Raw genomic sequence first — 19,347 nt, 5'->3', positions numbered from 1 at the left:
GTACAGGATCCAACCTATGGAGGCTTGAAGAAACTGACACCAGAGGAGTTGTTAGCAGCAATGGCTACCTGTGGTGAGAAAAATTATGCTTGGTGAGGTGATATCGTAATAAAACGAAAGTTCGTTTATGACATAGTCTCTTTTCTTGATAATTAAATATCATGAGTGTACAATATAGAGGAAATCTGAACAAAAAAGGGGATCATATTCGATGATGAAAATTCCAGTTGAAAATCTTGGTCTATTTGAACAGTTAGATCGTATAGTAGTGGCTTTTTTTAGCAAACAACAACCTTCCAGTCCTTACGATTTAAATGTCAGTATTACACAAGAACACCTTGACCAGAAAAAGCAGGAGTTAGAACCATTAGGTTATCAAGCTGTCCAACTACCATTAGGAATGGCTTTAGATAACATCATCCAGCAACCTTATTATAAAAACTTAATCATTGGTGGTCTTGCTCCTGAGGAAATAATCGTTAGCAAAGAAGAATTAATGCCTTTGAAAGATATCGTGGATAGCTTTTGTATTATGTACGCTGCAGCGAATAATAGATTGGAAAATAGTAAAGCTTATGAATTAATGAAAGATAAGACGGTTTATTTTATTGGTAAACTATTTACAGATTTTCCGAAGGCCGGTGATGAAATTGCTTATTTAGGAATTGATCGAATAGCGAGCGATGGTACACCATATGAAGCTGTTAAATGCTTTCTAACGAAAGAGAGTGCAGAGAAGTTCAATGGTGAAAAAAGACCTGTCACCCCTGCAAACTTGGCCTATCTAAAATCATTCTGGGGAAAACCAGTCATTATTGAGCCACACCGTAATTATTGGATCGAATTTTTATAGAAAGTATAAAAGAGCGGTAGACATTCAAAAAATCTATCGCTCTTTTTAAAACTAATATATTACATAATTTACGTTATGTAATTTTATAAACTATCCAAGGCATTTTTCTGCTCATCATTAACAATGTGCGTATACAAGTCAGTAACTTGGGTGCTAGCATGTCCCAGCTGGTGGCTGACCAAAACCTGTGATTTGGTTGCATCATAGAGACGCGTTGCTAATGTATGGCGAAGCTTATGGGGTGTCACGCGAACTTTGAAGTCTTCAGAATACTTGGCCACCATCTTTTCAACACTAGAAGCATCAATCCGGTTTGGAACACCTCGATACAAGGTTAAGAATAGAGCTGTATCAGTCTTTTCTGTCTTGTACCGTTTGTCTCGGATAGCAAGATATTGCTCCAGATAAGGCTTCGCAAAGGCAGCAACATTGACTGAGTCTCGTTTTCCACCTTTTCGAGTGACGTCAATCACCATCATCTTAAGATTGAGGTCACGAAGGTCTAGGTTAACGGCTTCAGAGAGACGGACACCAGAGGCAAGAAGGAGTGCTATAATGGCTAAATCTCGCTCTTTATTCTTATTAAAGGAAGATAAGGCGCGATTTGAGAGTGTTTGAGGGTACTCCTGGTCGATATAGTTAAGGAAACCTTCTGTTTCATCCCCTAAAAAGAGTTTTTGTTTGATATTTTCAGCTCGAGCAGCCAAGGTTTCTTTCTTTTTCTTGGTAGCAACCTTCTTCATAACGTTGCGGTAGAAATACGGTTCGCCTTGCTCGTTTTCAACTTCCTCGGTCAAATACTTATAGAGACTAGATAGTGCAGAAAGGGTACGGTTAATGGTTGTTTGAGAAACCCCGTTTTTTGTTGTATTGGCATTGAGCAGAGGACGTTCACGTAAGTAAAGAATAAAGGATTCCATGTCTTTCTTTGTCATGTACTCCAGAACGTCTAAAGGGATCTCAGCCATGGTATCAGCATCTGATATACCAGATTCCAAAACCCAGGTGAAAAATCGATCGTATTCCTTTAAGTATTCGTACAAGGTCGTAAAACTGTAGGGAACGGCCAGTTTCGATTGGTAATATTCCAATACGTACCAGGGCATGACTTGTTTGAGTTTATCAATCCGTTCTAATAAGATCTCGCGTTTCATGTTTTTCTCCAAATCTTTCTATACTAGTAGTATAGCATAGCTAGACATATTTTTCAAGAAAATTATAGTTTTTCGGAAAGATGTTATAGGGGTTAAGAATTTTAACTGGAAAAAATTTTTCTCGAAATAATGTACTTTATTCCCGTGAAAACTAAATCTTTCGCATACTAAAATTCTGTACACTATCTACTTGAAAACTAAAAATACAATCTTTTAAAATAATGTACTTTATAAAAATCTATGATAAAAAACAAGTTCAAATTTGAACCTGTTTTTTAAATTTTCCTATAAGGAACAAAATGTTCTCTTTTTCGTCTACGCCCTTTACAAAATATGCATGGCTCGATAGATCGTTTTACATTTGCAATCTTATCTACAATAGCCATTCTATAACGATGCTCTGGATTATTCTTACAAATCCACCAAAATCTTAATTGCGTATTATTTGGGATTCTTTCTGGATCCCCTAGAATAAGATTGTTAAGATAGTCCCACTCGTTCATCAAATCTTCAAATGAGATATTATCTTGTCTTTCTTTTAATTCTGCACAAAATGGACACATTTCTTTAAGATCTTTTGTCTCGGAATTTAAATACTTATTTAATATAATGCTGAAGCGCTCATGAAATTCGAAGTTACATTCTTTGCAGCGCCATAAATAAAACCTTTTTTCAGTTAATAATGGAACAAAACTATCTATTGAGACTTTATTATTTGGTGCCCACAATTTTGCTAGTTCAGGGTACAAATAATCAAATGTATTATACCCATTCAGAGGCTTATCGTTGTTACAGAAAGGACAACACTGAGAAACTTCTCTTCGAATTGGGATAGAACATAAATATGTCCCATGACACTTTGAACAATCCCACCAATATTTTTTCGTTTCTATTGTTGTCTGAGATAAATGAATAGGAATTTTATTTTTATCGCTCCATTCTTTGATGAGTTTTGGTTCTTTAAGGAAAATATTATTTTTAAATACCTCAGTCCTCCAGTCACATTGATTGGGACATGTTTGAAAGTTTTGATTTTCTAAATCGGTTCGACTGATCATTTCGGCTGGGCTACATTGAAAGTTGATTTTACAACAAGGACAAACCCAACTAACTACATTATTTGACTTAAACCAATATTCGGAAAAATCCCTTTCATTACTGAGGTCCCAAAATTCCCTCAAATAGGGATGTGTTTCATTTAGTGTATTAAAATCCTGAAGTTTTTCTCTATTTGAACAAAATGGACAAGACCTATCTGTTTTTTCAAATAGTGAGCATGAATACTCTCCGTGACAATTCGTACATTCCCATAACACATGAACATTAGATAATACATCAACTTGATTAGGTGTATTATTGTTCCTTTTAGACCACTCCTTGAGCATGGAAGAATTTAAAAAAGATAGAGGAGAAACATCAAAATCTTTATCCAATAACTCTTCAAATGAAGAATGACACTCCAAACAGTAATGACCACTTCTTTTAATTCGGTTCAATAATCTATCAATAGATAATTCAAATTTGCAATGACACTTATCACATTCCCAATGGATAGGTACTGTTATATTGTAACTCAGCTTCAGTTCGTTAAATTTAAATTTGTTTAAATGTTCGCTATAGATTTTAGCTAAATTTGGATAAATTGATTTGTAATCGCAATGATAGGAAGTTTCATTGCAGCCAAAATGAAATAAATCCCCACTTGTTAGTTGAAATAACCTCTTATTTGTCGCAGAATCTTTCCAACTTAATTGACACGTCGGACATTTAAAATTGAATTTTCTTTTACTATTGAACGGCAAGGTAAGAAGTTTCTCATCTAATTCTTCATCTCGCTCAATGCTGTAGTTTATATAATTTCTGAAATCGGGATAAACCTGAAGGACGCTCTCATTTTCATCAATGGAACGTTCACCTAATCCACAATGGGGGCAACACCTAAGATATTCATAACTGTCAAGCTGCACATCAATGATTTTCGCTTCCCAATGGTGTTGACAATAAGGGCAAGACCAATAGGCATATTTTAAACTATTTGACGATAATTTTTTGGGGTCAAGAACATTTCGTTTTTGATCCCAGTACATGTAAATAGCTGGATTATCTTTAACTTTCTTGTTCATTTCTTTCCTCATTTATAATTAGTTTTGCTGTCTAGTAAGTTTTTAATAGAAACCACTTTAGTTGATTTTTGAGGATTTTCTTGTTCAATAAGACCACCAGAATGAAAATCTATTTCTGAATCAGCGGTGATGATATTGTCTGCTAGGAAATCCTCACTGATAACCTTTTGAGAATATTTTAACAATCCTTCTTCTTTTAAAAGCTCATTCGCAATTTCTGGATAGACACTTGTTTTGATTATTTGTAATAGTTTTTGATTCTCATCACTTAACTCATTTTCTCTTTGTAGCTTCTGTTTTAAATCTTCATTAGTTGACTGTAGTTCAGAATTTAAACTACGTAACTTATCTGCTTCTTGTTTATAGCTGGCCGCAATGTTTGCTATTTTCTTGTAGTATTGGCTAATTTCCACCAATGCTCTTTTCATAGCACCTGGAGCACGATTTTTTGCCATAAAATTGTCAGGATCTATGGTCTTATAAGTAATTACAGCTTCATAATTTTCATCTTGGTATTTAATTTCACTTTCTTTTAAAAAATCCCTGAATCTTTTATTACGTCTAATGGTTGTATCCGCAACATTTTGATAGCCATTATTCCTAACATAGTCACCAAACCGAGGGATTTTTACCAAGCTTAAATCACAGGAACACTGGGAAATTAAATACTGTTCAAACAAATGAATCAATTCATCATCAGAAATTGATTTCTTTCTAGCCATTAGACTTATTCTCCTCTAAAGATAGTTGTTTAGCATTTAAGTAATCTTGATAGGTATTGCTAACTGTTTTTAATTTCAACAAAGCTTCTCCAATATCTTCAATATGACCTTTCCCTTGCCTAACTTTTCTAATCGCTTCATCTACAACCATAGCTTTTTCATCAACTGACTTTTTAAATGTTTTATCCATTGAAAAATAATCTTTACCTGCTTTACGGTAAAAAGGGCAGCTCGTACAAGCACCTAGTTCTGCATGCTCACTAATAACTTTCAGACAATCTGAATAATCACCTTTCGCAAAGCGGGGTGAGTAACACCGTCCTTTATTTTCTAAAGTGATGTATTGTCCTTGTGCTGTATAAAATGGCTGTCTCTTACTTATGGTGTAATTCGTATTCTTACTCGTTAGTTTACGATACATTTGATAACTACGACATTCAATAAATTGGCTTAAATTTGAAAAATAGTGAGATGAAGTTGTCACATCTTCATGACCAGCTAAAAGCATAGCTGTAACAGGACTAGCCCCTTCTGCAATTAAATTGATCATTGCAATGTGTCTCGTATCCCCAATATGAATCAAATTAATCTCGTTTTCATCTAATCTAGCTGGAAAACTAAAATAATTAACTTGATAACCGTATTTTTGAGAAATAATCTCATTAAAAAAATACCTCAAAATAGTATTGAGATTAGTGTAAGTTAAAAATCGGTTATTAACACCTGTTCGACGACCCCAACGGTTATAATGAGGATCAGTCACAAATAATGTATCTAATTTAGTAGAATTATTATTTTCCGTAAGTTTGAGGTAAGTCTTTATTTCAGAAGCTAATGAATTAGTAATTTCATAAGTATTCAAAGTATAATCTTCAGAAATTTTATGTGCAACAAGTCGATCCCTTCCTTTGATTATATTTCTCCTTAATGTAAGAAAATATTTTCCATCTTTCTCGGTTAAACAGTTTCTTTGTATTAAAAGAAATTCTCTTGGCCTTAAAGGTAAAATTGCTGTAATCTGCCACCAGAGATACAATGGATAATAAAATAGACGTTCTTTCTTAGATAATGTTTGAGACCAATAATCATTTAAAATGTCATTAAAAGTAAAATAGGATTGAAATTGCGCTAATTGTCTTTGCTGTTTTGACCTCTGCTTTTTTTGAAGGTTGATAGTTAATTTATTATCTAATTGCTCCAATAGTTGATTTAGTTGACTATCATCTGAACAGGGAAGATTTGAGAAAAAGTCAATACATAAACCAGGAAATTTTACAGAAATATTTTCTAAATCTAAAAACGTATCTTTGGTTGTATTTTTAATAATTTGTTTAATATCCATTAGAAATAGCTGTAAAGTTTTTAAAACATGTTGTTTCATTGAGAAAACAATAAAACTTTTTAAGTAATTGATAAATTCCTTATAAGACAACTGAAAAAATGATTGATAAAATCTCCTATATTGAAATTCAGAAATGTTAAAAAACAGGCTAATATTGGCATATTCATTTGTAGTTTCCCATTTCTTATGATCAAAATCGTAACTTAGAATAATTCCTTTATCAAAATAGTCATCGAAAACTTCTTTTGCTCGCAGAACACAATCACGGTCAAAAGTTTCAAAATAATTTTCAATTTTAAAAAGTTTAGCTTGATTGTTCAATTTATTAACTCCTTTATTATTTCTTCGTAATCATGTAACACGTCATCTCCATATTGCTCGCATAAAGCTTGCAACATTTCAGTTAAACAAGGTTTTATTTGTTCTTCTAAAATACTCCGAATTTTACCTTTTTCTAAATCAGTTCGAACTCTAGAGTATTGTTTGTTCAAACGATTGAATTCTCCTACTAATAACAATAAAGTAGATTTCGTTTGTAATTCATAATGACAACCGATGCAATGTTGCCTATCGTCATATGGACAAATCTTTCCAAGCGCAGATAAAAGACACATGCTTTCACCTTGTTTTGAGAAGGCTTCACCGTTTCCTATACGATGACAAATAGTAAGAAGTTGATTAGGCTCTGCTTCTTCTTCTACCAAAATCTTTAATGCCTTTTGCGATTTCACTTCTGCCTGAATGCTTAAAGCCAATGTTTTTTCAATCTCATTTGGTGTCAAATCTAACTGTTTAATCATCTGAGTCTGTTGACTAGGACTTAATTCTTTATACTTTCCTCTAGTTACAATCGTCAGGATCATTGATGGAATCATAGATAAAACACCTCGTTCAAATAGTTCTCTCGCAACCATTTCTGGTTTAAGCTGGCTTAGTTGGGCATCTTTTAGGTACGTTGTTGTAGTTTGTGCAAATTCATCGAATGAACCTTTATGGCTACGGGCTAATGCGGCTAAAAAATAGCCTTTAATATTTAACTCAGATTTTTCTTGCAAAACATCATCTGCTAACATGGCAACAGTTTGAAGATAGGATTTATTTGCAGATCTAGAACTAAAATTCCTTTCAAGAAATAAGTCTCCAATTTCTTTCCCCATATATCGATTAATTCGTTTATATTCTTTTATTTGTCGAATTAAAGGTTCATCATTATTATCTTTATTCAACTGATAATGAGCTTCACAGATAGCCAACAACGTTCCAATCAATACCTGACAACTCTCAGGGACCTGAAATTTAATCTGACTAATATTTTTAGTTCGCTTTGTTTTGTTTGGAGTAATATTTAAATAAGTTAAACGAGTTGTAATACTTAAAAGAGTTCTTCTTGCCTCACTGCTACTCCAATTACCACTTCTAACTGATTTTAGAACTTCTTTCGGTGTTCTAGGAAGTTGTGGATGTCCAAGTTGTTCTAAATCTGTTCCACGTAGCGCACATATAAAATGAAGTGCTAGAAATAGCCAGGTATCTGCGTAGTCTTTTGAGATTGCTGCTTTATAAAGCATATCTTCTTTTCTAATGTAATTGTCATTAAAAAGAAAATACAGTAATTCTAAATATTCGTCTAACTCATAAGCGTTAGTCTCCTGTTCTAATGTGTATCGAGGTGTAAATTCATATCTTTTGTGATAGTTACATCTCATTTTATTCATTAACCACTTTAAAAAATCAATAAAAACTTCGCCTTTTTGCTTTTCAAGTGCATATACTGCTTCTTCAACCAACAATTCAATCTCATTATCATTACAGAGAAATAAATCTCTTTTAAGATAAAAAGCAAGAAAATCTTGAACATAAAACATGTTTTCCTTAGATAAGTTGCTATCTTCTGAGTATTGCTGAAAATATTTGTAAGTTAATGGGAATTTTTGTTTAAATATAGGCTGAATTCCTGCTAAACCAGTTGGTCCAAGAAGATAATTGGTTATTTTTTCTATTAATAATTGAGCATCTTTATCTGAGATAGAATAGTTATCCAAATCAATCTCAATATTAAACCAATTGTTATCAACTAAAAACTTACTAATTTTGCCTTTATACTGTATATCGTTTTTTCCGAGTTCACTTAACAGATTTTCGATCAAAGATTTAATTGAATAAGTCATACATTACCTTTCTAACTTATCACCAAAAAGTTCATTTGCTCGCCAATTCATATAGTCAAAAACACCATTATTAACTTGACCATATTGTTTTGCGATTTCTCCTTTGTTTTGTAGATAAACCCAAGCACTCTCAGGCGATTTATCACCTCTTGCTGACATAAGCTCACTTATTTCAGAAACCCCAGATAATACTAACTGTGTCGTGTACCAGTGTCTGAAAATATGTGGGGAAATATTATGCTCCTGCAAAAGCTGCCCAAAAAAGACAACCTCTGCATCATCAGATTTTAAGAAGATTGGGATCATTTCGTCGCGAATAATCTTACGAAATCGTTGATAGTATACATCGTATGATAATGCTTTTCCTCGTCTATTAAGATTTAAAGGTCCATAATCCTTCTCATACTTCTTACCTTCCAGATAAGTCATATAGTCATTATAAGTGTCTAAAAAGACCTCCAGAAAGATATAAGGTACTGCTTGAAGTCTTTCCTTTTTAATCCGTCCAGTTGGCTTTAAATCGCTTCGGAGAGGTATTTCTTTTCGTAGATCGATCTCAATCTTAAATACTTGCCCATCACTTTGGTGAAACAAAATACCTGGCCCTAGAGGACTATCTTCACGTCTTACATTGCATGCTTCTGATGGTCTTAAGCCAACAAAGGCTCCCAAGGCCACAACCATGAGTAGATCTTTATGATAGTGTGCTATGTGAGAAAATAACATCTCAAAAGCACTATTTGGCATATCACGAAAAATAGCTTTCTCAGTGTTGCTATCATTTACGTATATTTCAAAATTTGGTTCTTTACGCTTTATAACCCGTCCTCTACTATTCGTAAAAGTTGTCGTAGAATACAATTCTTCTGCTTTTAACTTAGCCTTTCCCTCTCGCTCACTTAAATAAAGAGTTAAGAAGTCAAGAACTGCATTTACGCATTTTTCAACGGTGCTTTTCTTTCTTTTTTCTCTATCTCCTGGTAACTGAGATAATCCATAAAGCGTAAAAAATTCTCTAACCATTTCAAGTGTAAGTTGATCTATACTTTTAAGTCCAGAAGTACCAAATATAAAATTTAGAAACTTAACAACGTAAGAAAAGCGTTTATTCCCATCATCTGAAATAGACTTGATTCTTGAAGTAGATTTAACATAACGATGAAAATCAGTAAATTGTAAGTTGCCGTCATCGTGCTTCAGAACGATAAATTGCTTTGTCACGATGTTGTTATCACCTAAAACTAGTGAATGTTTATATACAACAAATCTCATGTTATCTCCTTGTTTAATATGACTGAAGGTTCTGACTGGGTTTTAGGATGTCAATACACAAAAAAACGATCAAATCAGTACCATTTTCCTTTGTGCTCTAAACTGCATAAAGGGAATATCGATGAGTACTTTCATTGATCGTTATTATTATTTGAATTAATTCAATAACAAAAGTAACTTCATCTAAGTAATAAGAGCAATTAATTAGCTCAGCAACAACGATAACCACAGCAACTCCTTCTAAACAATGAAAGGAATATCCGCCGTGGCTATCTATTTACTTTTTTTCTTTTACTTTTGTAAGTTACTTTTGTTATTTTTACTTTTTCTGTATTATATCATATTTTGATTAAATTGTCATCTGAGATAGTGATTTTAAAAAAACTGGAAATTTTTTTAATTGTATATTTTGACAATAAAAAACATTTTTATATCAATTTAATGATTTTAGAGCGTTTTTAGCTTATTTGATTTTAAAGTTGTCGTCTATTCCTCAGGATTACTTGAAGAACAGGAAAAATTCGACAACAAAGTAGTCGATCTATTCAGTTATAAAACCTATGAAGGTCTTTCTGCTGGAACTGGCCACTCCTACTTTGGAGATGTAGATTATACTCTTACTTATTCAACTGAGAATATCCCTCATGATTTCTCCTCATGTGCTGAGAGCTTTCTTCTATACTAATAGACGAAAGGGTGTGAAAATGATTTTTAAATGATACTGTGGAACGGAACAGTAGCCCTAGTATTGACTACTGTCGTTTCTATTCATATTGGCTATTCTAGGACTGAGATGAAAAAATCTATAAATGCTCAGAATAAAATTGAACCCGCAAATCTCCCCAAAACAATGGTGAGTCATGTACTTGTATTATTCCGAAAAAATACACCTCTGGTGCAGTGAGACAAATTGGTGTATCTTATAGTGGCTTCGTAGATGAAAGCTATACTCTACTATCACTCTTTGATGATGTAGAACAAATTGAAAAAGATAATAGACTTCAGACAGCTATTGATGTTGTCAGAGAACAGTTTGGTTTTTTAGCCATACAAAAAGGAACCGTCCTAACTGAAGGTTCCAGAAATATTGAACGCAGTAAACTTATCGGTGGTCATTCCGCGGGTGGATTGGAGGGATTAAAATGAAACAAGAAAAAAATACAGTACAATTTTCAGAAATCCGTAGCAAAGGATGTAATGATATTGAAATGCTTGAAAGATTTTTACATGGAATCGTTGAAACAGCAACTTCAAAACTTCGTCAGAGAAAACTCAAAACAACTGAAATATCGATACGACTAGTACATGCTAAATCTGAAAACCGATTACCATTGGAATTTACATTTAGCATTAAGCCAACAAGCTCATCTGTGATAATCTATACTGAGGTAATCAATCGCTTTAAAGAATGTTACACAGGTGGGGGAATTCAAGGTTTTACGATTCAATTTGATAAAAATACCCTTGCCTCTGCATAGAAAGGATTTGATATGATTGACCGTTCATATTTACCATTTCAATCAGCAAGAGAGTACCAGGATACAAAGATGCAAAAATGGATGGGCTTTTTCCTATCTGAACATGCATCAGCACTCTCTGATGATACAAACAAAGTAACGTACATGTCTGACTTATCACTAGAGAAGAAATTATTACTCCTCAGTCAAGTATACGCCGGGCAGCTACGCACACGCATTCAAGTGATTGAAAAAAACAAGCGTGTTTCCTACACTGGAACAATACCAAGTCTGACCAAAGATTTCATTTTGATAAAAACTACAACAGGTCACATCAATTTGAAATTAAAAGACATTATTAGTATTGAACTTGTCGAGGAGGTGCTCTATGAATCAGCTTGAGTTTCAGCGTAATCACCTACAAATGGACTATTATAGCGAGAGCTACCAAGATTTTGAACGTGACTTCTACCGCTACTCTAACATGAATATTCCATTGACCTTTCTAACTGATGATATCCTAAAAACAATGGCGACTTCACGTAAGAATTACTTTGTCCTCAATAAGGAAAAGTCCAGAGATAACCGCGATCACTTCTTCATATTTGAAGTAAGTACCGTAGATGAGAATCCGCTAATCTATCATTATACATATAAGAAAACTACAATATATTTAGCAGAAAAATAGGAGCAGTTCAATTGACTGTTCCTATTTTTAATATTCATAAAATCTAAAGTCTTTATACTCTTTAACAATGGAGTCGCCAACCAGAACAGACTATACTGACCAGCGACTACCTTAAATTTAATGTTTCAGATTTATTTTCTTATCTCTAATTTCATAAACTACATCTGCTACATTTTCGAGTAATCGTTTATCGTGGGTGATAAACACGATAGTTCCGGTGTACTCCTTCATTAGTATTTCCAAAGCCTCTAAACTTGGTATGTCAAGGAAGTTACTGGGTTCATCCATTATTAGGATGTTATATCTACCCATGAGCATTTTAGCAAGCAACAATTTTATAATTTCTCCACCGCTTAAAACAGATAAACTTTTTCCAATATCGTTCTGTTTGAACCCCATAGATGCTAGCACTGAACGAATTTCTGATATATTGTAGTCACAATCCTTCTGCATAAACTCCATAACATTCTGATTACTGTTGTACTTGTAACCATTCTGTGCAAAGTAACCTATTTTTGCCTTAGGCGAAATAGAAATTCCTTCTTCATGGTTTAAGATCATTTGGATTAAAGTTGTTTTTCCGATTCCATTACCACCAGTTAACGCCACTTTTGCTCCTAACGGAATTTGAAAAGATGCATTTTCAAACAGAGCCTTATCCCCAAATACTTTATTAATTTCTGCACCGACTATAGGGTATGGATTATGGAGCTCCAATGCTTTACTTTGCCTGAAACGAATTCTGCGAATGCCTTCCGGAGCTTCTACTTTTCCTAAGGCCGCAATCCTGTGCTCTAGGGTTTTAGCAGCATTATACATCTTTTTTTCCTTACTTCCTATTGATTTTTGATGAGCTAAACGCCCTCCGTCTTCAGTACTTTTTTTCTTTGAAGAACCTTTTGCCTTCTGTTCTATTTTACGAGCCTGTTTTCGCTTTTCCTCCGCAGCCCTTTCCAATCGGGCACGTTCCGCAATAAATTGTTCGTATTCTGCAGCTTGGCTCTTACGTTCTTCCTCTTTCTGACGAAGATAATCAGAATAGTTTCCCCAATACTCAGTGATTTTGCCATCTTTCAGTTCCCATATTTTATCTACTATTTCATCAAGAAAATAGCGGTCATGGCTAATAACTAACAGTGCACCTGTAAAATATTTTAGCTGTCCTATTAGAAAATCAATTCCTTCACGGTCTAAATGGCTCGTAGGTTCATCCGCTAAAATACCATGAACCTGTGCCGATAAGGCCTGTGCTATTTTAAGCCTTGTTTCTTCACCACCGCTCATAGTCTGTATATTTAATTGCTCAACACCTAGCTTGCCTACAAGTGCAAAATCTTTTTCCTCCTGCAGAGTTACTTCGTCCAACTGGGGAATATAGGCAAGTTCACCCAGACGATTCATTTTACATCCTGGGGGAGTTAATTCTCCTAAAAGTACCCTGAGTAAAGTGCTTTTTCCAGCACCATTTGCTCCTACTAAACCAATACGGTCATAATCATATACTTCTAATTCATTTATATCTAAAACATCGCGTCCTTTGAATTCCACACGAATGTCTTTTGCTTTTAATATTAATTCCATAACATTTCCTCCTGTCTATAATCGCATGCTTTCATTTGCTTGTATGCAGGGAAAACCCTGCGATTTTAGCAGGAAGAGTTACATGAAAATAAGATACATAAATATTCCTCCAATATTGTTTATTTTAAATCTAATTTTCTAACCTCAGTTATCATTTGGCAAACTATAGCAATGCCAATAATTAAAATACCTGATAGTAAAAACCAATGATTTACACCGATTTTATCAGCAAAGAATCCAGAAAGAATTAACCCAATTGGCATAGCAAGTGACATGATACTTCCGATCAAAGAAAATACACGTCCTAAATATTCAGGCTTAATTTTCTCCTGAAAAAGAGCTGTTTGCACACCGCTATAAAATGGCACCGAAAGCCCCATTATTGCACAGCAAACTACGAATATTACAAATCCATTTGGAGGAAGTATTCCCGAAACGGCTAAACTGGTCCCCATTATAAAAAATGAACTTGTTATTAGTAATACATGCTTTTCGAAGCCCCCTAATCTTCCTAATAATAAGCCTCCTGCTAGCATCCCAAATGCAAAGGAAATTTCCGTAATAGAAATATGCACAGGCGTTCCATTAAAGTGTTCCATGCTTATTAAAGGAAATAGTGCATTGATTGGCATATAAACAAAAGTATATAGTGTTCCTAAGAGTAATAAGGCAAACAATCCTTTGTTTTGTCTCAGAACCACAACTCCTTCTTTCATCTCCCTTATGAAATTTGGTTCTAAACTTTGCACTTGATTACCCAGCTTAGGTATACGTACAATTGCTACCGTAATAGATGCAATCACAGCACCCAATACGTCGATGGCAATAATAGCATTTAAATCCCAAACGGAGTATAAGAGTGCTGCAACTGCCGGACTAACAATATAGCTTATAGACTGCAAAGACTGACTATAGCCTGCGCATTTCGTTAGCTGTTCTTCTGGTACTAAAAGTGGTGTAACCGCATTGAGTGCTGGGGTATGAAAAGCTGTTCCAATGCTACGGATAAACAATACTATCATAATCATCCAGACAGGTAGCTCCATACAGAATGCAACAATAGCAAGCACTGCACCAGCTGCTGCGATAATTAAATCGGCACCAATCATTATCTTCTTCCTATCATGACGATCCACTAGCACACCAATGGCAGGTCCCAAAATCGCATAGGGTAAAAAACCTACTAATGAAGCCATAGACAAGACCATCGCAGATCCTGTTTTTTCTGTAAGGTAAAAAATAATCGCCATTTGCAGGATGGCACTAGTGATTAATGATACTGCTTGCCCTGCCCATATTGCATAAAATTTTCGTTTCCAATTGTTGTATTTTTCCATTTATATTATCTCCTGCATATTATTTTGCTTGAATTTCTATTTTGAATAGCATTCTAGGCAATAAAAAATGCAGGCCAAACCCCACAATGTGGCTTTTGGTCTGCATACATACAATTTGGAAACATTCATATTAAAGACATAGTTAAATAAAGGTATAGTTAAATAACCAATATCCTCACCGTAACTAATGAATGCTCAATATCGTATAAATAAGCACAACAAAAAAGCCTATCATCGGGTATAGATTCTGCTTTTTTTATTGCCAGCTTATCTTAAACGCATTGAGGCTGTCATAGTTTCGGTTCCTCCTACATCTTTGTTTATATCAATTTATAGTATAACACAACAAGATGATATGTTCAATATAAAAGTTATGGAATGAGACTCATACTTCCAATTCGATGCCAGATTTAAAGGATATGACGAAGTTTTCTTCATAGACTGTAACGCTCTGGATTATCTTCCTTAGTAGCAAGCGATTAGCTTTCACAAAATCTTCTGTTTGTAGTTTTAAAAATTCATCAGGATTTTCTAACTCAACCTCAAAATATTTCATTTTACATTCCCTCATTTCATTTATTGATAAATTGAGTTTGCAAAAAAGAGTGGACAATTTTTGTCTACTCTTAACCTTTAAAATAGTTTTTTTTAATCGATTTGAAGTTGCCTAAATTATTACTTATTCGGTAAAATGAAGTATTGCTTTCAACAGATTTCCTTCAACTACACTTCACTTGATTCAAACAAGGTGGGTACATTTCTATTCCCACAAACTCCTTGTCAATGGAAACAAACACGTACCCACAGGGTAAATGGAAATAGAAACTGATAATTTCTAGCTATCACTTCTACTCATTCCAAAAATTTTCTCACTCTGATACTTACCCACCATAAAGCAAAAAGCCTTGCAATCAAGGCTTTCATTATCCCTTTCGTTCAAAGGTTTCTAAGCTTTTACGAGCAGAGCGACACACTCAGCGGTTCGCTATCTCCGTTCTGTCTGCGTGCTAGCACTTGTCAATCACGGACAGCTATCGCATGGGCGGAAGTAAATGCTAATCTTCGTCGTTTTACTCCTTGACTAGCAAACTTACCGCCTCAACATGTGGTGCTAGCAAGCTTATATATTATAGAACGAAAAGGATAGAGTGTTTTATAAAATTATACTATAAAATGAAAGAGAATTACACACTCAACTCAAACAACTTATAAAACTCACCTCTCCTATCCATCAAATCACTGAAAGAACCATCTTCAACAATAACGCCATCTTTCATAAAGAGAATTCTATCGTATTTTTTCAAAATGTTCTCATTCAACTTGTGGGTTACTACAAGTGCAGTCAAATTTTGAATATCCAAGATTGAACTTTCAATTTCAGTAGTTACTTGATTATCCAAAGATGAAGTAGCCTCATCCAATAATAAGATTGGTGTTTTTCGAATCAAGGCACGCGCAATACTAACTCTTTGTTTTTGTCCGCCAGATAGATTTGAGCCATTCTCTCCACATAAAGTTTGTAGACCAGATTCATTTTCTAAAACATAACTTTCTAAACCCGACTGCTGTACAGCTTGCTTTATTTCCTCATCAGTGAAGGATTGATTAAGAGTAATATTTGCTCTTAAAGTATCATCAAAGATATAAACGTCTTGTTGAACAATAGTCATTAAGTTATAAAGACTCTCTGCTGAAATAGCTTGTATATCCTGATTATCAATTGAAATATGTCCACTTGTTACATCGTAAAAACGCAGCAATAGATTGAGCAAAGTTGATTTCCCACTACCTGACATTCCTACAATTGCAATTTTTTCCCCTTTTTGAATCTTTAAAGATAAATGGTTAAAAATATTTTCTTCAGTATTAGGGTAAGAAAAGTCTATATTTGAAAAAGAAATAACATCATCGAAATTTTCTTTCGTTTCACCAGTCTGAAGTTCGCTTACATCTTTTACCTCAAATGCATCTAGTGTTGCCTGACCTTCACGGAATTTACTCACTCCCATGCCAACTTCATTTAGTGGCATTACTACAAAATTGACCAGTTGAACAATAGCTGTTACACTTCCAATTGTGGTATGGCCATTAAAAACAAGATACATTCCTCCACCAAAGGCTACCAAAAAAACAATCATCCCTGAAAGCTGCGAAATAACATTAGCTAAAACATCAAATTTCCCTTTTATAAAATTTATTTCATCAAATTTTTCACTTTCATGACTATAATCCTCACAGATAGCATCTTTCACATTAAAACTTTTAATAACAAGAAATCCTGCTAAAATATCTTTAACCTTAGCTAAATACTTCTGATCGGCAACCATAGCTCTATTTTGTAAAGAGGCTGATTTTTGTCCAATAAATCCTGAAATCATCATCGGAATGATGCTAGCAATGATAACTAATAAGGTCAAAAACCAATTACCTATAAACATAGTTAGAAGTGAAAAAATCATTAAGGAAAGGTTTTTTGAAATATTAAAATACTGGTATAGATAATCTTGCTCAATTTTCTTCATATTTTCGGTTAATACGGAAATAAATTTCCCTGATTTTTCTTTAGAAAAGTCTCTATAATCCCTATCTAAAATAGATTGGAACACCTTGTTTTTGTATCTTGACATGATTTGCCTAACAAGTTTATTTCTCAATCGAAGAGATATAAAGTTGAGTGCTGCATAGATGAAAATAACAGTAGCTCCTACTAGTACCGCTTGAGTTAAGGCTTCTTTATTTTGGGACATGCCACTATCAATAATACCTTTAATAGAATAAGCAAAAGCAATATTAGTTAAAGGGACCAGTATATTAAATATCATGAAAGCATAAAAAGCCTTCTGATGGTTCTTTATCAATTGTTTCATCCTTAATCTACCTCATAATTCTTAATTTCATTTAGAAAATGTGACATAAAATATTCTTCTAAGTCAATATTCTCTCTCCTAATCTCTTTCATAGAAACCTGTTCTACAATTTCTCCATTTTTGATAAAGCCAATTTTATCTGCTATCTGTGAAATTTCCGATAATATATGACTCGATATTAGAATAGTAATTCCATGCTCCTTAGAAAGCGACAACAAAAGATTTCGAATTTCTTGAATCCCTATTGGATCTAAACCATTGATTGGCTCATCTAAAATTAACAATTTAGGTTTTGTTAGAAAGGCACGAGCTAAACCAAGCCTTTGCCTCATTCCTAACGAAAAATCTTTTACTTTTTTAGTCGTATTTTTTAAGCCGACCATTCTTAAGGCTTTTTTTATATCTGATTCAATAATATTTTTCCCCATATATTGAGCGTGAATTTCCAAAATTTCTTTTGCAGTGCAATTATCATAAAAAATTGGTGATTCAATAATACTTCCAATCTGACTTAGGATTTCTTCTCTGTGTTCTTGTAGATTTTTCCCAAAAATTTCAATACTACCTGATGTAATTGTTGATAAGGTTAACATACATTTCATTAACGTTGTTTTTCCAGCACCGTTCGGTCCTAAAAAACCATAGATTTCTCCTTCAGCAATTTGAAGGTTGATACCACTTAAAATTTCTTCTTTATCAATTGTTTTAAAAACTTCTTTTATTTCAACAATATTTCTCATTTCTATCTCTCTTTCTATATCCAGCTTTAAATGAAAGAATTTTTCTCCTGGAGCATAAATACCAACTTATACAGCCTCTTTTTTTATAGAAATCATCAAGGAATTATCACATTCCTTCAATTAAATTCAGCTATGCTACTTGATACTAATATCTTGTCTTGAAATATTATAAATTGAAAATGAAGTAATCATTAAACTTATGAAACTTGCAAATATCAAAAAGAATAAGTTATCAGCAATATTATTAGATAAACTTCCTGGACTGGCATTCGAAAGTAATGCTGCTAAACCAAGTCCTGTAAGCATTGTTATAGCTGTTGAATGCTTAATCATACCTAAAACAAATGGTAATAACCCTATTAGTACTGTTCCAAACGTAATTCCAGCTAAGTTAATTAATTGATTAGCTACAGGGATACAACTAGATTCAGTTACAACAGCCATGAATCTAATGAATATTTGAATAACTAAATGTGCAGAAAAATGGGCAATAAATGATATTAGGATGACTAAAAGAATTTTTCCCCATAGTAACTTTATTTTAGAAATAGGGTAAGAAAACAACTGAAAAATTGTTCTTCGTTTAAATTCATCAATGATAATCGTAGATAATAAATAAGATTCGAAAATCAAAAATGCTGCTTTTGTAAATAAAGATGAAAACAATGAAGCTACAATTGCCCAGCCTTCCCATTTACCAGTAACTCTAATAACATTAGAATCCTGACCAGCGAATTCTCCTAGTTTATTGTCAGTACCTAAACCCATAATAATGATTGCTGTAATGCCTAACACTATAAAAATAGTACACAACCAGGCTAAAAATAATTTAGGTTTAGAAATTTTATTTAATTCAATTTTAATAAGCGATAACATAGATTCTTTCCTCCAAAGTGTAAATAAAGAGTAAACTATTCAAACTAATCTCAACAAATATTTAAAAATTAGCTTATTTTTCAGACAATTACACCATACATACTATCGGTATGGCTACACTGAAAAATAAACATACCTACGGTATGTATAGTGGATTTTTAATAACA

The 19,347-nt window shown here is 33.6% G+C and carries 17 protein-coding genes and 1 pseudogene; 6 read left to right on the top strand and 12 right to left on the bottom strand.

What is annotated here, in order from left to right; genetic code table 11:
• Together ADG03_RS12025 and ADG03_RS00900 are read left to right on the top strand one after the other, a co-directional pair.
• A pseudogene (locus ADG03_RS12025) lies at positions 1-96 on the top strand (C39 family peptidase); the annotation flags it as partial.
• A 115-nt stretch (positions 97-211) separates the two neighbouring features.
• Positions 212-853 (top strand): hypothetical protein, encoded by a 642-nt coding sequence (locus ADG03_RS00900; protein WP_023918155.1) that lies wholly within the window; start codon positions 212-214, stop codon positions 851-853.
• An 83-nt stretch (positions 854-936) separates the two neighbouring features.
• Here the strand turns inward: ADG03_RS00900 and xerS are convergent, their stop codons facing one another.
• The 6 genes from xerS to ADG03_RS00870 all read right to left on the bottom strand — a co-directional run bounded on the left by xerS (position 937) and on the right by ADG03_RS00870 (position 9,634).
• Positions 937-2,007 (bottom strand): tyrosine recombinase XerS, encoded by a 1,071-nt coding sequence (gene xerS, locus ADG03_RS00895; RefSeq protein ID WP_049473208.1) that lies wholly within the window; start codon positions 2,005-2,007, stop codon positions 937-939.
• 275 nt (positions 2,008-2,282) lie between these two features.
• Entirely contained in the window at positions 2,283-4,130 is a 1,848-nt protein-coding gene (locus tag ADG03_RS00890; protein WP_006152013.1) for a zinc-ribbon domain-containing protein, read from the bottom strand.
• 8 nt (positions 4,131-4,138) lie between these two features.
• Complete coding sequence (locus ADG03_RS00885; RefSeq protein WP_006151858.1) at positions 4,139-4,852, bottom strand: hypothetical protein; 714 nt, start codon at positions 4,850-4,852, stop codon at positions 4,139-4,141.
• Positions 4,845-6,515 (bottom strand): hypothetical protein, encoded by a 1,671-nt coding sequence (locus ADG03_RS00880; protein WP_006151537.1) that lies wholly within the window; start codon positions 6,513-6,515, stop codon positions 4,845-4,847. Before ADG03_RS00880 ends, ADG03_RS00885 begins: the two co-directional genes overlap by 8 nt.
• The gene (locus tag ADG03_RS00875; RefSeq protein ID WP_025197155.1) at positions 6,512-8,362 is read right to left on the bottom strand and encodes a hypothetical protein; all 1,851 of its coding nucleotides are present in this window, start codon (positions 8,360-8,362) and stop codon (positions 6,512-6,514) included. The genes ADG03_RS00880 and ADG03_RS00875 overlap by 4 nt, the downstream gene beginning before the upstream one ends.
• Before the next feature lie 3 nt (positions 8,363-8,365).
• Positions 8,366-9,634: a site-specific integrase gene (locus tag ADG03_RS00870; protein WP_006151645.1), complete on the bottom strand. Its 1,269-nt coding sequence runs from the start codon at positions 9,632-9,634 to the stop codon at positions 8,366-8,368.
• A gap of 900 nt (positions 9,635-10,534) precedes the next feature.
• On the opposite strand from ADG03_RS00870, the gene ADG03_RS00860 reads away from it, so the two are divergent.
• The 4 genes from ADG03_RS00860 to ADG03_RS00845 are packed head-to-tail and all read left to right on the top strand — an operon-like array spanning position 10,535 to position 11,779.
• On the top strand, positions 10,535-10,780 hold the full coding sequence (locus ADG03_RS00860) for a hypothetical protein (RefSeq protein WP_001813542.1): 246 nt from the start codon (positions 10,535-10,537) through the stop codon (positions 10,778-10,780).
• The gene (locus tag ADG03_RS00855; RefSeq protein ID WP_000806926.1) at positions 10,777-11,112 is read left to right on the top strand and encodes a DinB/UmuC family translesion DNA polymerase; all 336 of its coding nucleotides are present in this window, start codon (positions 10,777-10,779) and stop codon (positions 11,110-11,112) included. The genes ADG03_RS00860 and ADG03_RS00855 overlap by 4 nt, the downstream gene beginning before the upstream one ends.
• 12 nt (positions 11,113-11,124) lie before the next feature.
• Positions 11,125-11,493, top strand: a complete 369-nt coding sequence (locus ADG03_RS00850; protein WP_000567222.1) for a hypothetical protein — start codon at positions 11,125-11,127, stop codon at positions 11,491-11,493.
• A complete protein-coding gene (locus ADG03_RS00845; protein WP_001072467.1) occupies positions 11,480-11,779 on the top strand; it encodes a DUF5960 family protein in 300 nt (99 codons plus the stop codon). Before ADG03_RS00850 ends, ADG03_RS00845 begins: the two co-directional genes overlap by 14 nt.
• A gap of 117 nt (positions 11,780-11,896) precedes the next feature.
• On the opposite strand, the gene msr(D) is transcribed toward ADG03_RS00845, so the two are convergent.
• The 6 genes from msr(D) to ADG03_RS00815 form a co-directional block, all read right to left on the bottom strand.
• The gene (gene msr(D), locus ADG03_RS00840; protein WP_000420313.1) at positions 11,897-13,360 is read right to left on the bottom strand and encodes an ABC-F type ribosomal protection protein Msr(D); all 1,464 of its coding nucleotides are present in this window, start codon (positions 13,358-13,360) and stop codon (positions 11,897-11,899) included.
• A 119-nt stretch (positions 13,361-13,479) separates the two neighbouring features.
• A complete protein-coding gene (gene mef(A) / locus ADG03_RS00835) occupies positions 13,480-14,697 on the bottom strand; it encodes a macrolide efflux MFS transporter Mef(A) (RefSeq protein WP_000417519.1) in 1,218 nt (405 codons plus the stop codon).
• Positions 14,698-15,082: 385 nt separating this feature from the next.
• Positions 15,083-15,253 carry a hypothetical protein gene (locus ADG03_RS00830; protein ID WP_000873143.1) on the bottom strand — a complete coding sequence of 57 codons (171 nt, stop codon included), beginning with the start codon at positions 15,251-15,253 and terminating at the stop codon, positions 15,083-15,085.
• A 628-nt stretch (positions 15,254-15,881) separates the two neighbouring features.
• Positions 15,882-17,564 (bottom strand): ABC transporter ATP-binding protein, encoded by a 1,683-nt coding sequence (locus ADG03_RS00825; protein WP_049473209.1) that lies wholly within the window; start codon positions 17,562-17,564, stop codon positions 15,882-15,884.
• A 2-nt stretch (positions 17,565-17,566) separates the two neighbouring features.
• The gene (locus ADG03_RS00820; protein WP_001244586.1) at positions 17,567-18,304 is read right to left on the bottom strand and encodes an ABC transporter ATP-binding protein; all 738 of its coding nucleotides are present in this window, start codon (positions 18,302-18,304) and stop codon (positions 17,567-17,569) included.
• A gap of 135 nt (positions 18,305-18,439) precedes the next feature.
• A complete protein-coding gene (locus ADG03_RS00815) occupies positions 18,440-19,180 on the bottom strand; it encodes an ABC transporter permease (protein ID WP_000949747.1) in 741 nt (246 codons plus the stop codon).
• Between the last annotated feature and the right edge of the window lie 167 nt (positions 19,181-19,347).

The sequence above is a fragment of the Streptococcus parasanguinis genome (assembly GCF_001069785.1).
GTDB classification, from domain to species: domain Bacteria; phylum Bacillota; class Bacilli; order Lactobacillales; family Streptococcaceae; genus Streptococcus; species Streptococcus parasanguinis_T.
This window is presented reverse-complemented; position numbering and strand designations above follow the sequence as displayed.

Coding starts and splice junctions, on each gene's coding strand:
- ADG03_RS00855 (WP_000806926.1), top strand. CDS start 10,777: ATGAAACAAGAAAAAAATACAGTACAATTTTCAGAAATCCGTAGCAAA.
- xerS (WP_049473208.1), bottom strand. CDS start 2,007: ATGAAACGCGAGATCTTATTAGAACGGATTGATAAACTCAAACAAGTC.
- ADG03_RS00820 (WP_001244586.1), bottom strand. CDS start 18,304: ATGAGAAATATTGTTGAAATAAAAGAAGTTTTTAAAACAATTGATAAA.
- ADG03_RS00845 (WP_001072467.1), top strand. CDS start 11,480: ATGAATCAGCTTGAGTTTCAGCGTAATCACCTACAAATGGACTATTAT.
- ADG03_RS00870 (WP_006151645.1), bottom strand. CDS start 9,634: ATGAGATTTGTTGTATATAAACATTCACTAGTTTTAGGTGATAACAAC.
- ADG03_RS00825 (WP_049473209.1), bottom strand. CDS start 17,564: ATGAAACAATTGATAAAGAACCATCAGAAGGCTTTTTATGCTTTCATG.
- ADG03_RS00885 (WP_006151858.1), bottom strand. CDS start 4,852: ATGGCTAGAAAGAAATCAATTTCTGATGATGAATTGATTCATTTGTTT.
- ADG03_RS00900 (WP_023918155.1), top strand. CDS start 212: ATGATGAAAATTCCAGTTGAAAATCTTGGTCTATTTGAACAGTTAGAT.
- ADG03_RS00890 (WP_006152013.1), bottom strand. CDS start 4,130: ATGAACAAGAAAGTTAAAGATAATCCAGCTATTTACATGTACTGGGAT.
- ADG03_RS00875 (WP_025197155.1), bottom strand. CDS start 8,362: ATGACTTATTCAATTAAATCTTTGATCGAAAATCTGTTAAGTGAACTC.
- ADG03_RS00850 (WP_000567222.1), top strand. CDS start 11,125: ATGATTGACCGTTCATATTTACCATTTCAATCAGCAAGAGAGTACCAG.
- ADG03_RS00830 (WP_000873143.1), bottom strand. CDS start 15,253: ATGAAATATTTTGAGGTTGAGTTAGAAAATCCTGATGAATTTTTAAAA.
- ADG03_RS00815 (WP_000949747.1), bottom strand. CDS start 19,180: ATGTTATCGCTTATTAAAATTGAATTAAATAAAATTTCTAAACCTAAA.